Below are 13,714 nucleotides of genomic sequence, written 5' to 3'. Positions count from 1 at the left end.
GTTGCTGATTCAATCGAAGGCTGCGAAATGTCTATGCAGGCACCGGTTTTCTCATCTCGGCATAGTTCCTGGTCAATTGACATCGGCATAAACCGAAGCTTATGCTCAACTTATGCCTAGTTCCATCACGCTTTGTAGTTGCTGTTCCTCACAGGCCTGTCCTTGTGAGTTGAGCGGCGCTGCACTGATGTATTGTTCCTAGGTTTCCCGCACAACTTTCTCTTCTGGCCTGCACGTTAATCTCCGCAGGTCTTGCGTGAACGTGCCTATCCCCAGTCAATCTATCCGCACACACGCACAACGTTCTTTAAGAGAGTCGCCATGAGTTGCACTGATAGCTACAAGAGCCACCCCCGATACAGCTTCGGATACAAAACCTACATCCTCATCGCGCTATTGCTCGTATCAGCCTCGCGCTTACTCGCCCAGAGCTACAACGGCGCCATCCGAGGATCTATTGCCGATTCCGGCGGCAGAGTTATCGCAGGGGCCTCCATCAGCCTTACCGACGAGGCCACGCATCAGACGCGGGACACAAAGTCCGACAGAGTTGGAGCCTATGCCTTCAACTCGCTTACGCCGTCCACATACACTCTGCACGTTGTGGCCAGCACCTTCAGCGAAGCTGAGCGCACACACATTGTTCTCTCCACGCAGGATTTCCTGACACTCGATATTCAACTTGCCGTCGGCAGCACTACGAGCGTTGTGCAGGTCTCCGCTGAAGCTCCTCTTGTTGATCCTTCTACTGCTTCCATCAGCACAGACCTCGATCAAAAACGTCTCGAAGATATTCCTGTTCTCGGACGCAATCCCTACATCACGGCAAAGCTCTCAGGCGTCTTCGTGAATACTGGCAATCCGCAGTTCATTCGTTTTGCGGATCAGAACGGTACATCCACTACGTCTGTGGCTGGAGGCCCGGTTGCCGCAAACCTTTATCTCGTCGACGGCGTTCCCATCACCGATACCAACAATCGTCCGATCGTGATTCCGACCATCGAGTCTATTCAGGACGTGAAGGTGCAGGCCAACACCTACGATGCCCAGGTAGGACGCACGGGCGGCGGAGTCTTCAACACACTGCTGCGCTCGGGAGCGAATACGGTTCACGGTTCTGTGTTCGGCGAGACCCGTCAGGGTTCGTGGCTGGCCAATGACTTCTTCGCCAACCGCAATGGAGTCCCCCGTGCCGATAGTCCGTACTACAACTGGGGCGCTTCGCTCGGTGGCCCGGTCGTCATTCCTCATCTGTATGACGGGCGCAACAAGACGTTCTTCTGGATTGGTGCTGAGGGCTATATTCAGAGCTCTCCTTACACAGAGAGCTTCGCCGTTCCCACCGCGCTCGAACGCACCGGCGACTTTTCCAACAGCTACAACGTAGATGGATCGCTCAACGTTATCTACGACCCAACGAAGACCTACACCGACGCCAGCGGAATCCATCGCACGCCGTTTGCCGGCAATAAGATTCCGACGAGCCAGGTCAGCACAGTTGGCAAGAACATCGCCTCATACTATCCGCTTCCTCAGACAAACACTGCGACAGGGCAGTACAACTTCACGGGAACCGACGATGTGCGCGACCACGCGCAGGAGGTCACGGTTAAGCTCGATCAGCAGATTCGCCCCTGGTGGAACGTCAGCGGTTCTTATATCTTCTATGAGGCTTTGCAGCCGCTTGGAAACCCGCTCGGCACGCTGCCCGGAAGCTACTCGTACACCTATCATCGCCAGGTAGACGCCACGCAGATCAATAGCACCTGGATACTTAATCCCACTACCGTCTTGACCGCTCGTTACGGCAACAATCGCTTCCCAAACCTCATTGCGGAGGTAAGCCAGGGATTCGATCCCGCCTCGCTTGGTTTTCCAACTTCTTACAGTTCCCAGATTCAGGACAAGTATTTTCCGACCATCTTCCCGCGCAACTTCTCGCAGCTAGGGCAGAACACCGCTTCGCTCGACAACTGGAAGTCGGAGATCGTGAACGGTACGCTGGCCAAGACATTGAAGCGGCACAACCTCACCTTTGGAGCAGAGTACCGCCGCATCCGCATGGACTTTCAGGACTTCAGCAATGCTCCCGGCACCTACACCTTTTCAGGAGCCTTTACGCAGTCCAGCCCCAACGCAACAGGCGATGGCTCCGGATCGGATCTCGCCGATCTTCTTCTCGGCTACCCGATCTCAGGTGAGGTTGATATCACCACGCCGCTCAAAACGTATCTCGACTACTCAGCAGTCTTCGCGCAGGATGACTGGCGTCTTACGTCGCGACTCACGCTCAACTTCGGGCTTCGTTATGAGGCGGAGACAGGGTTGAAGGAAGACAATAATCAGTTAGCGGTAGGCTTTGATCGCAATGCGACCGCACAGCTTGCACCCGATGTTTCAGTTACAGGGGGAATTCTGTTCGCGGGGATCAACGGTAACCAGCGCGACATCGGCGATCTCTCCCGAACCAAGTTCGCACCGCGCATTGGAGCTTCCTATCAGCTCTCGCCGAAGACCGTGATTCGTGGCGGCTATGGCATCTTCTATGCGCCGCTGCGCTATGATCCCACCGGCTCGCTCGCACCGGGCTATACCGCGGCCAACTCCTACGTCGCCAGTGTAGATAACGACCAGACTTCGGCAGGAACGCTCAACAATCCGTATCCCAGCGGTTTTGTGAAACCAGCAGGGAACTCCGCTGGCCTGCTTACCGGTGTCGGCAATTCAGTGACTACGTACGATCAGAACTATCATGCGCCTCGCGTGCAGCAGTTCTCCTTCGGTGTCGAGCAGGAGTTGCCGGGCCAGATTGCTCTCCATGCGTCTTATGTTGGATCGCGTTCCGTCAATCTGAACCCATCGCCCACCAGTAGTACGCCTATCAACATCAACCAGCTCAACCCATCGAACTTCTCGCTTGGTGCGTCACTCGGCGATCAGGTGGCGAACCCGGACTATGTTGCAGGAGGCCCTGGCATCATCGGTCAGCCGACCGTTGCGCGTTCGCAGACTCTCCGCCCATTCCCGCAGTTCACGTCTGTAAACCTCTTCGTCAGCTCTGCGCATGCCGACTACAACGCACTCCTTGTGCAGGTAGAGAAGCGCGCGGGACATGGCATCAATCTCATCAGCTCCTTCACCTGGTCACGCAACATGGACTCGTCCTTTGCCACGGCCAACAGTATCCAAAGCTCCGGCATCTCCGCACCTCAGAACATCTATGACCTCGAAGCTGAGTATTCGCACTCTGTGACCGATGTGCCGTATCGCTTTGTTGCCGGTGTTCTCTACAACCTTCCGTTCGGCAAGGATCAGCGCTTCTCTACGGGAAACCGCTGGGGTGATGAGGTTATCGGTGGATGGCAGTTGAATGTGCTGCCGACATTCCAGAGTGGATTTCCGGTCTCGATCTATCAGAGCAGCAATCCCAACAGCACGATTGCGGGCAATGGAATCCAGCGTCCCAATCGCGTCTCTGGCGCTCCGCTTGGAACCAAAGGCAGCCTGTACCAGCGGCTTAATGGATTCATCAATCCTGCTGCCTTTACGCAGTCGGCAGCGTATACCTTTGGCAACGCGCCGCGTACGCTCTCGTTGCGCGGGCCAGCTTATGAGAACTGGGACATCTCCCTGTTCAAGAATGTCGTGGTACGTGATCGCGTGAATGTTCAGTTTCGCGCGCAGACCTTCAATACATTCAACACTCCGCTGTTTGCCGGACCGAATACAGCCTACGGCAGCGCAAACTTCGGAGCGATCACGGCCCAGGCCAACTTCCCGCGCTATCTGCAGCTCGGGCTGCATATCACGTATTAACCAGTTATCTTCTGTAGAGGAACAACCCATGTCGTCAGCTCTTACGCGCCGCTCACTTCTCAAGACCTCCGGTATGGCGCTCGGTGCGACTCTCTTGCCTGCGTCAGCACTTGCCTTAACCGCAGAGGGTACTTCGTCGCAGCTCATACACCTGAATCTGAACGAAAACGCCTTTGGTCCGTCTGCGAATGTTGCAGGCGCGATCCAGCGTGAATTTCCGAGGCTTTCGCGTTATGGGGATGCCGCTGCAGCGCGGAGTTTTGCCGAGCAGATTGCCGCTTATGAGCGTGTGCCGGTAGAACAAGTAGTGCTCGGAGAGATTCTAGGCGCGCTCGGACTCTATCTCGGCAGCCAGGGTGGCCCTGGAGGAGAGTTCATCTACTCCACCCCCGGCTATCTTGCGCTTGTCGATGCCGCTGCGCACGTCGGTGGAGTCGGCGTTCCGGTCCCGCTTAACGCAGACTATGAAAATGACCTGGGTGCGCTGGCTGCGAAAGTCAATGGGAAGACGCGCGCGCTCTATCTGATCAATCCGCATAATCCCACCGGAACGGTCAGCGATGATGCTGCCTTCAAACGCTTTCTGCGTGAGGTCTCACAGCGAGCGCCGGTGGTTGTCGATGAGGCTTACCTCGAATACACCGCAGACTTTGAGACTCGCTCTGCTGTCTCGCTGGTCCGCGAAGGTGCGAATGTTCTTGTGTTTCGGACCTTCGATAAGATTCATGGGCTCGCCGGACTTCCCATCGGATATACGCTGGCGCCTCGTCCGCTTGCGGATGCTCTGCATCAACAGGGTTTGGGCGATGCAGAATCGCTGGGCCGGCTCAACATCGCCGCAGCGTCAGCGGCTCTCGCTGATACGGGGCATGTACGACAGACTCGGGCTGTCACTGCGGCAGAACGGGCCAAATGGGTGGCTGTTCTTAAGGACCTCAACCTTGCCCATACGGATACGCATAGCAACTTTATCTTCTTTAATGCAGGCCGTCCTCAGGCCGAGTTGGCCGCAGGCATGCGAGCCAAGGGCGTCGATATAGGGCGAACCTTCCCGCCCTATACCAACTGGGCCCGCATTACCATTGGCCGGCCAGAGGAGAATCGCATCGCTCAACAACTATTGCGCGAGATTCTGCAGGGTGCGTAGAGCTATTGATGCGGAAGGCTGACGGCGTACATATACCAGGCTGCGTGGGGTAGCCATTCCTCTGTCCAACGCCAGTCTTCGTCCTGTCCTGTTACAGCGTATCCCTGATTGAACGCAATGCCATCTTCGTTGTCGAGACCGGATGTGATGCCGTTGATGATGGCGCCGGGAGCGCTGGTGTACTTGTAGGAACGGAAGAACATGTAGGGAGCATTACCATGGCCGCTGCCCATCAGCATGCTTGAATCAAACGGGTTGCGGCCCAGGATCCAATGCAGCTGGTTCCAGGCATAGCTTTGCAGTTGCGATTGAAACTCTGGTTTGTCGGCAAAGAGCGGGGCGGCCATGCGTGCAGCGGCGGCTAATGAGGACAGGCGTGCATTTTCGCCTTGCCACCAGGGGGCTGCTTCGGTGTCGTGAGGGAAGAAGAAGGCGCTGCGAACTTTGCCGTCTCCCATACGCACTAATTGCCGGGCGTAGCCGAAAGGGTTGTTGACCTCGGAGGTTACGGAGAGCTCGAAACGCAGGGACCGCTCTACCGTATCGTGAACCTGCTTTTGGGCGGCAGGGGTTGCGATCTCCGCATATTCGAGGAGACTTACGACCGGCAAGCCTGCATCGGAGGGGTGAAAGTAGGGGCGGGATGCGTCGTCTGCGCGCCAGTAATCGTGATAATTCTCTCTGGTTGCGAGACGTGCCATGAGGTGCGCGGCACGTTTGTCGGCGGCGGTTCTATAGGTTTCCTGGTGGGTTGCGCGATAGAGCTCGGTTGCGGCCATGAGGGCGCAGTAGTCGTCGAGGATGTTTTCTTTTCCGTCGTTCAAGAGCTCGCGGTTATGCGCTTCGAGGAATTGAAAGGCTTCTTCGGCTGTACGGAGATAGACCGCGCGGGGGAAGTCGCCGTCGGCGGGCATGGTGCTGGCCAGGGCCAGGGAGGCGATGGCCATGCCGGCGCCGGAGCGAAAGCTTGCTTCATACGCATGGGGGCCGTTGGCACTCATGATGTGCTCGGTTGAATCCGTGTCTGTCTTCTTGATCTGGGTGCGCCAGTTGGGGTTGCCGATGGCTCGGTCCTGAGGCAGTTTGCCTTTGCCTGGACCGTCGACGCTTTCAAAGAAAGAGCCCTGGGGGCGTTTGAGTCGCACCAGGAAGTCGGCGCCGAAGAGGCCTTCGTCCAGAAGGCGGCGTTCGTATTCGCTGAAGTTGTCGTCGTGCCGGGATTCGAGGACGCGATAGCTTTTTAAGAGGGTCCAGGCTACCAGGGGGACCTGTTGGGGATTGAAGTAAGAGGTCAGATTCTGGTGGGAGAGGTGGATTCCGTAGTCGCCGGTTGCGTCGTACCAGCCGCCGTGGACGTCGACAAAACCGGTTTGGCCGGGGGGCAAAGGGAGGTGGGTGTCGGCTTTATCGATCAGTCCAGTGGAGCGTTGTCCTTTGAAGTAGAAGATTAAATTTGATAGTGTATCTCGTTCTAATAAATCGTCTTCTATGTCGAATGTGCAAGAGCTTGCCTGGTCTGTCTGGAGGGAGTAATGGCCGGGGGTCTGCCATTGGGAGAAGTCGGCGGTCCAGAAGACGCGGCCGCCCCAGGCGTCGACCTGGCCGCTCGAAGTGAGCTTGCCGGTCAGGACGGTTTTGCCGGTCGCGTCGTCGATCAGGGAGAACTGCTGGGGATGGTCCTTGTCGGTGCCCAGTACGAGGGCTTGTTTTGGGGCGCGCGTTTCGTAGCCGACCTGATCGACCAGGACGCGCAGTTGCCCTACACATGCCGAAGCGAATGACCCTATGACGCAGACGGCGAAACCCTGGATCCAGATGCGTTTGATTGTCCTGTCCCCCTTGTGACGATCTTCTTCCCGGTCCAACGCGCGGCGGGTTGTGCGTGGTCCCTGGGAATGAGAATCAGTGTACCTTGTGGATTTTTAGTCGTCGCAGGGTAGGAGGAGCTGCTAAGCGTGCATTTTCATGGGTTAAGCGACAATTCTAGAAATCGCTAATTATGCTTGACTTCATAAGCAGGCTAACTTATCTTCGGTTCATCGAGGATTGTTAGCCATGTCAGCATCTTCTGTCTTTTTTCTCCCGTTTTCTGTGGGGTTCGCGCGATGAACAACCTTCCTGCTGGTGCTTTGTGTGATCCGAATGCTCCCTGGAACCTGCCCAATCGGCCGCGCGGCAGGGAAGAGTGCGGCGACTGCTGCGAGTTGTTTCCGCGCGCGGAGATGTATCCGTATGAGCGCTATTCGTGGATTCATCGGCGGCGGGAAGAGGTGATGCTTTGCGAGGCTTGTGTGCCGCGTTGCGGGTGGAAGGTCTGCGCCTATGACGAACCTTGCCGGGAGACGGCGATGAGTGGGAGCGAGGGGGGATGGTGTGGGAAGCATGAGCGGGAGGCGGAGGCGGAAGAGATAGGAAACAGCAAACAGGAAACAGGAAACAGCGCGGTGGCGGCTTGAGGTTGTGCGGCTGCGAAATGCGGGGGTCCTTCGCCTACGGCTCAGGATGACGGCGAGAAACTAGCAAGAGCAAGAGCAAGAGCAAGAGCAAGAGCAAGAGCAAGAGCAAGAACAAGAACAAGAGCAAGAGCAAGAGCAAGAGCAAGAGCAAAGGCAACAGCAGATTCCCTACGGGAATGACAAACCAGAAAAGCAAGAGCAACAGTAGGTTCCCTCCCATTCGACTGCCTCAGGGCGAATGACAAAAAGAAAAGCAACAGCAGCAGCAAAGGCAAGAGCAGTGGTGACGGGTCATTTTAGAGAAGGTTTTGTGGGGGCGGTGTATGCGGGACATTCTGGTGAATGAATACGGTGAGGCTAAGACGAATGTGTTGGCATTTCGTACTAGCAGCGAGGAGGCTCGGTATGCGAGTGCTCGGACCACTATTTATGCGCTCATTGCGCAGTCCAGCGACGGTATGACCAGCAAGGAGATCGCTCAGCGGACGGGGTGGGCTCTTCATACCTTCGGTGGGCGGCTGGCGGAGTTGAAGGCGGCGGGGAAGATTCGCGGGACGGGGCAGAAGCGCTATGGGGCCGAGGTGTTGATCGCCTATCGCGCTTTTCCGATGCAGTGGTTGATGGAGGCGGCTTAGGTGGCGGAGCGTTGGCAACAGTGGATGCCGTTTCATATCGATCGCTGGCGCGGAAGCATGCACGTCCAGTCGATGCGAGCCGCGGCGCGGATTGGGTATCTGTACCTGCTGGCCGCAGCGTGGCAGAGCGACGATTGCTCGCTCAGCGATGACGATGAGGAGCTGCAGATACGGGCAGCTTTGGATGATGAGGAGTGGAGAGAGAACTCGGCGGCGATTCTGCGTCGCTTCACGAAGGGCGAAGACGGACGGCTTGTGAACGTCGTCTTGCTGTCCGAGTGGAAACGGGCGGAAGAGAAGTTCAAGACCAATCAGGCGCGTGCGGAAGCGACGAACAGAAAACGCGCGACGAACGCCGGGCGTACGCCGCACGAACGTGAAGCGCACGCATTAACAGGAACAGGAACATTAACAGGAACAAGTACAGAGACAGAAAAGACTTTTGCGTCCACCGCTGATGCGGTTCCCGCTGCCTCTCGCGTTTCTCCGGATCGTGGTGCGCTGTTGGACACGCTGCCGTTGAACGACGGCACGCACTACGAGGTGCGTGAAGATGACCTGGCTCGCGACAACCCGCTGTATCCCGGGGTCGATGTTCCGCAGGCGTATCGCGCGATGAAGGCGTATCTGCTGGCGAATCCGCGCAGGACGAAGACGCGCGGCGGCATTCGGCGGTTCATGAACAACTGGCTGTCGCGAAGTCAGGATACGGCGCGGAGTGTTGCGGTGCCGGCGCGACCCGATGCGGCGATGGGTTCGGTGAGGGCTTGCAGTGCCCGGGATGAGGCTGCGGAGGCGGAAGAGGAAGCGGCCCGTAGAGAGGCTGCTCTGAGCTACTGGCGGGAGATGAAGGCGATGGGCCGGCCGATCTATGCGAGGGAAGCGCCGCGATGGGTGAGGGAAGCGTTGGAGTGCGTTGTCAGTTCTCAGTTGCCAGTTCTCAGTTGTTTTCAAACTGACAACTGACAACGGAGAATCCGTGCGGCACCGAAGGATGTGGTCATAGCACTGGAAATCAGCAGGCAAGGAAAACGAGGAGGGGAAGATGGCGATAGATGCGGAGTTCGATAGAGCAGGCGCTGATCATGCACGACGGAAGCGTCCCTATGCACGGCACAACCCTGGCGATGTGATTCCGTTCGCCACAACCCTGGAGGTGCAGGACCACGTGGACCTGAAGGCGATGGCCCATGCGGATGGTATGACCATTGCGGCGTTTTGTCAGAAGCTGATTACGCGGGAGCGGAAGCGGAGATTGCGGATACTCGAGATGGCAGAGGTTGGCAATGATCACGAAGATGTTTCTGAAAGTGCAGGTACTTCTGTGAACTCTGGGCTGCCTTTGAGTATCGAGCTACTAGAGCGTGTCGCATAAACGATGAAGCGTCAGCTATGCAATTCCCTTGCACACAAGTGGGTGGCCACGAGTGCCGAGTTTGTGGCCACCCGCTCCCTCGCCACCCCCACTCATGACGATGAGGCCGTCATGAATGGGGCACCCAAATGATTCGAGGTACGAGTGGGCCACCCGCCAGACGGCTCCTTTGCGAACAACAACTTCGTCGATCCATAGAAAACCTCGACGCAGATCTCGTGCGGCGGTATCAGCGCAAGCAGGGTCTTCTTGATTGCGTTTACCACCTGGCTACGAAAAAGGGGAGTTCCACCTACCGAGAGGAGCTTGGAACGAAAGAAGAATACAAGGCGAAACTATCCACAAGAAGTTTCTCCGAACGTGGTTTCAGAGATGACTGCGCGACCGAAAAGGCTTTGACGCGCATCCTTTCGAAGGAAAACTAGGACGGGTGCCTACGCTTATCCTGAACAATGCGAGCTTCCTTTAAGGGGGGCACGCCAGAAAACTTTTGTCTGAAAACCATTCAATTATCTGTAGGAATATGGCCGATTTGGTCGACCACAAATGCATTGGTCGGAAACTTGCGCTTCTCTAGTTTTAAGCCCAATTGACTCTCTACAGCGTACGGAAAACCAGAATCCAGTATCTTCAGCGTAGTGCTTGGCTCTTCTACCGGGGTCCAGTGGAGATTGATCTTATATTCCCCGGCAAGTCCCGTCATATTTACAATGGGGAGATCCATATCCGCCATTGAGTTAAGAACGTCCACTAACGAGTCCAACGACATCGCCACTGCGGAAAACTCGCCGGGCGACATAGATACGACTGCTTTACGCCCTTCAATCGGGGTTGTCACATCCAGTAGCTTACGGTGGGCGGGATCGTCGGCCGGCTGCAACTTGACGCCTTGTTTCCCTGGAATTAAGGCATATACAGGCAGCATTCTTTCTTCATGATGAAACTTCAATCCGAACCGTTCCTCCAACGTTTGCTGCAACATTAATCTGGCGGTATCCCTGCTGGTGTTCAATGGCATAATTGCCTGGATTAAGAACAATTCATCTTCCATTCCAGAAGACCCAACTATTTCTGTTTTACGTAATTGAAATGCTTCTTCAATCAAATGCTTCAAGGGCAGCTGGCAAACTACGCGATCAGTTAAATATTCACATGACTTCTGGGGGGTTGTGATCGTTGTTGATCCATCCGCAGTATGGGAGAAATGAACTTTCTCCACCTCTTTGATAGAAACGGCATCGAAGGAGGGCAGTGGTGCATCTGCTGTTCCGGCGAGCGTGTTAGATTGTGCGGCGAGAATTCCAGTCTGTATCGTGCCGAGTAAAATAAGGCTCAATAGATAAGATGAGTTTTGCATTAAAAACCTCGCTACACTGCGTCATCCTAAGTTATGACAGTTCGCCACAAGGACCACTTATCAAGGAACGTCAAAGCTGGGATATATATCACTCCAAATTTCAAATGATATATACCCAGCTCTACCCAAATAAATGGCTGAAAATACACATCAAGCAATTAATAGCAACCCGCAACTATACCGCAACCACTATATCCCCCGGATGCCGACCAATTGGTGCAGGTACAGGTGGCATACCCAGTTGTACCTGCTGGACAGCCAGATAACGTGTACACGCCGTTAGGGTTACACTCGGCGTATGCGAAAGCTTGTACCGTCAGCCCCCCCGCTTGCTGAAACGACCACAGACTCCCTGATTCGAACCAAGGTCGTTTCCCCGAGCGGGTGGCCCAGATCGTGGATAGCTCCCCTTAGATGTGGGCACCGACTTTTGCTCCGGCTCAGACCCTAGCCACCCACCCTGCCAAGCTTGTACGGTAGTGCCTAAGGCTGTATGCGTGGCTGGGGTATTGTTTCGCTACGACCAAAGAAGGCAATTCCGTCGTTTCGCGTTTCGCGCTGCACTCCAGACTCCGGCAGGGAGGAAGGGCCTTTAGCCTGATATTTACCTGGGGCTACCTGCACCCAACGAGCAAAGAACGCTCGTCGGGGACCCCGTCCGCCCCAGGCTGGTATATGTCGCGCCTTCAGCGCTTTAAAGGCTGAAGAACGCTCTACCGTCATCCTGCAACCCACATCTCAAACGCGAGATGTGGGGCACCCACTTTGGTTCTATCGCAGACCTGAGCCACCCGCCAATTCAGTCGTTGCGGCTCTGCCTTCACTCCGGCCTGCGGCAGCGAGGTGTGGGGCTTTGGTCCGGCTGTTATCGGCATGGCTGAAGCCATGCCCTTCCGGTCCTTGCTTCAACAAAACGTTTGCACCGTTCGATCTGGCTCTAAGGGAAGTTTGATGACAGGCGCTTGAGCGTGTCGTGTCTCATAAGCACCCAAATGATGTAGGGTGCGTGCCGAGGCCCACAACGAATCAAGGGCTGAAGGTTCTACATTTGTTGCCAGCGCAGACGATTCCTAAGTTGGAGCGCTCGGGAAACCGTCTCGATTCACTCAGACCTAAGTGTGAGCACCGGATCTATTAAGGAGGCGCGCAGGGCAGGTATAGTGCAGGCAAGCATTGCTGCCGATACTAGAAGCACGGTGACGCTGAGGAAGGTCATCGCATCGTAAGGCTTTACACCATAGAGAAGATTCGACATGAGTCTAGTAAGTCCAAGCGCTGCGACGAGACCGATACCTGTTCCAAGGAGAATGCTCTTTGAGCCTTCAAACAGCACCAATTCGACAATGTGGCTTCGAGCAGCACCTACCGCCATACGTATGCCGATCTCTTGAGTCCGCTGTGTGACCGAATAGGAAACTACTCCGTAAATGCCAACCAAAGCCATCAGTAGTGCTACGAAAGCAAAGGTGCCCATCAGGAACATGTTGAAACGGCGTGGTGAAATTGAATCCGAAAGAGCTTGCTGTAGTGTCTGTACTCCGTAGACGGGCTGAGTGGGATCAATGCTCGCAAGCACCTTTCTCAGGCTTGCGGCGTCAGGTGCAGATCTCCCATCTACTCGAATAAAGAAACGCACTGTCATGGGATCCATGAGGGGTGCGAGTTGGTAGGAGGTGTAAACCTCGGGAGTCGGCTCAGCATCCATCTGCGAATATTTGAAGTCGGCAACCACCCCAACTATTCGCCCATTGAGAAATCCCCCTGTGACTTGTCTGCCTAGAAGAGTTCCCTTGTTCAAGAGGCTTTGAGCAAAGCTTTCATTCACGATCACCTCATCCAGCGCCCGGTTGTCCGATGGCCATCTTCCAGCAATCAAAGACACACCCATAGCTCGCAGGTATCCGGGCGAGACCGCACGCACGGCGGAGAATCTTCCGTCTGAAGTATCAGAACCTAGCCCCTCAATTTTTACGGTTGTATTCAGCGTATCGCTGTCTATACCGGCCGCCTGCACTCCAGGAAAGGCACGGAGCTTTTCGAGTGCTGTTTCGATATAGGACTGCTGGGGGACCCATGTGGAATATTGTCCCCCGGCTAGAGAAACCCGCATCGTCAAAATGCTTTCAGGTTCGAAGCCAGGAGCGTTTGCGCTCATCTGCGCAAAGCTCTTGAGCATGAGCCCAGCGCCGGTCAACAAAACGATAGCAAGAGCGATCTCCACAGATATGAGAGCTTTTCGCAATTGGGCATGGTTCATACCGCTTGAGGAATTCTGGGACGTGTTTTTAAGAGCTGCGTGCAAGTCCTTCCCCCACAACAGCGCGAGAGGCACGAGTCCAAAGAAGAGCCCGGTGAGACAAGAGAGCACGATACTTAGGAGAACGACTGGAGTATCGAGCCGAGCCTCGTTCAATCTCGGAATAGCTTGAGGCCAGCTATGGATCATTACCATAAGAGCCGCTTCTGCTAGCAGCAAACCTAGCACTCCCCCAATCAGGGAGAGCAGCAGACTTTCGGCAAGGAACTGCCGGGTGACCCGTGATCGCCCTGCTCCCATGGCAACACGGACGGCGATCTCCTTCTGCCTGGCTGCGGACCGCGCAAGAATGAGATTTGCGATATTCGCGCTCCCGATAAGCAAGACAAAAATGACTGCCGCAGTGAGAACGAAAAGAGCGCGTCTTGCACCGCCCTCCAGCTTCTCCTGCAAGAGCGACATACGCCAGCCCGTGAACTCGTCATAGACATGTTGGTCGGCAGAATGCTCAGCAACGATTCTGCTGTAGATCGAACTCATCTCTGACTGAGCCAATGAGAGGGGCACCCCGGCACGAAGCCTGCCCAAAACACTCAGGGAAGTTGGCCCTGGTCCTACCTGCTTCGTCAGTTCATCCCAATCATGAGTGCCCATTGGCGGGGAAGTCAGCA

9 protein-coding genes are annotated in these 13,714 nt (G+C 55.7%); 6 read left to right on the top strand and 3 right to left on the bottom strand.

Features of this window, described 5'->3' with window-relative positions; all coding sequences use genetic code 11:
• The first annotated feature begins 321 nt into the window (after positions 1 to 321).
• Together GSQ91_RS06095 and GSQ91_RS06090 are read left to right on the top strand one after the other, a co-directional pair.
• Positions 322 to 3,816, top strand: coding sequence for a carboxypeptidase-like regulatory domain-containing protein (locus GSQ91_RS06095; RefSeq protein WP_158820376.1), 3,495 nt, complete (start codon positions 322 to 324; stop codon positions 3,814 to 3,816).
• Positions 3,817 to 3,844: 28 nt separating this feature from the next.
• Complete coding sequence (locus GSQ91_RS06090) at positions 3,845 to 4,963, top strand: histidinol-phosphate transaminase (RefSeq protein ID WP_216845090.1); 1,119 nt, start codon at positions 3,845 to 3,847, stop codon at positions 4,961 to 4,963.
• A 2-nt stretch (positions 4,964 to 4,965) separates the two neighbouring features.
• Here GSQ91_RS06090 and GSQ91_RS06085 read toward each other — a convergent pair whose 3' ends face one another.
• Positions 4,966 to 6,828: a glycoside hydrolase family 9 protein gene (locus GSQ91_RS06085; RefSeq protein ID WP_254064383.1), complete on the bottom strand. Its 1,863-nt coding sequence runs from the start codon at positions 6,826 to 6,828 to the stop codon at positions 4,966 to 4,968.
• A gap of 240 nt (positions 6,829 to 7,068) precedes the next feature.
• Between GSQ91_RS06085 and GSQ91_RS06080 the strand changes: the two genes are divergently transcribed.
• From GSQ91_RS06080 to GSQ91_RS06065, 4 genes are all read left to right on the top strand, one after another.
• Positions 7,069 to 7,419: a hypothetical protein gene (locus tag GSQ91_RS06080; RefSeq protein ID WP_158820375.1), complete on the top strand. Its 351-nt coding sequence runs from the start codon at positions 7,069 to 7,071 to the stop codon at positions 7,417 to 7,419.
• A gap of 323 nt (positions 7,420 to 7,742) precedes the next feature.
• Positions 7,743 to 8,054: a hypothetical protein gene (locus GSQ91_RS06075; RefSeq protein ID WP_158820374.1), complete on the top strand. Its 312-nt coding sequence runs from the start codon at positions 7,743 to 7,745 to the stop codon at positions 8,052 to 8,054.
• A complete protein-coding gene (locus GSQ91_RS06070) occupies positions 8,055 to 9,020 on the top strand; it encodes a DUF1376 domain-containing protein (RefSeq protein WP_158820373.1) in 966 nt (321 codons plus the stop codon).
• A gap of 79 nt (positions 9,021 to 9,099) precedes the next feature.
• Entirely contained in the window at positions 9,100 to 9,429 is a 330-nt protein-coding gene (locus tag GSQ91_RS06065) for a hypothetical protein (RefSeq protein ID WP_158820372.1), read from the top strand.
• 505 nt (positions 9,430 to 9,934) lie between these two features.
• Here the strand turns inward: GSQ91_RS06065 and GSQ91_RS06060 are convergent.
• Together GSQ91_RS06060 and GSQ91_RS06055 are read right to left on the bottom strand one after the other, a co-directional pair.
• The gene (locus tag GSQ91_RS06060; RefSeq protein WP_158820371.1) at positions 9,935 to 10,786 is read right to left on the bottom strand and encodes a TIGR03435 family protein; all 852 of its coding nucleotides are present in this window, start codon (positions 10,784 to 10,786) and stop codon (positions 9,935 to 9,937) included.
• 1,102 nt (positions 10,787 to 11,888) lie between these two features.
• Positions 11,889 to 13,714 (bottom strand): FtsX-like permease family protein (locus GSQ91_RS06055; RefSeq protein WP_158820370.1); only part of this gene is annotated, 1,826 nt, incomplete at its 5' end.

Source organism: Granulicella sp. S156, assembly GCF_009766105.1.
GTDB lineage: Bacteria > Acidobacteriota > Terriglobia > Terriglobales > Acidobacteriaceae > Granulicella.
The sequence above is the reverse complement of the archived record's forward strand: the minus strand, read 5'-3'. Positions and strand labels throughout refer to the sequence as shown.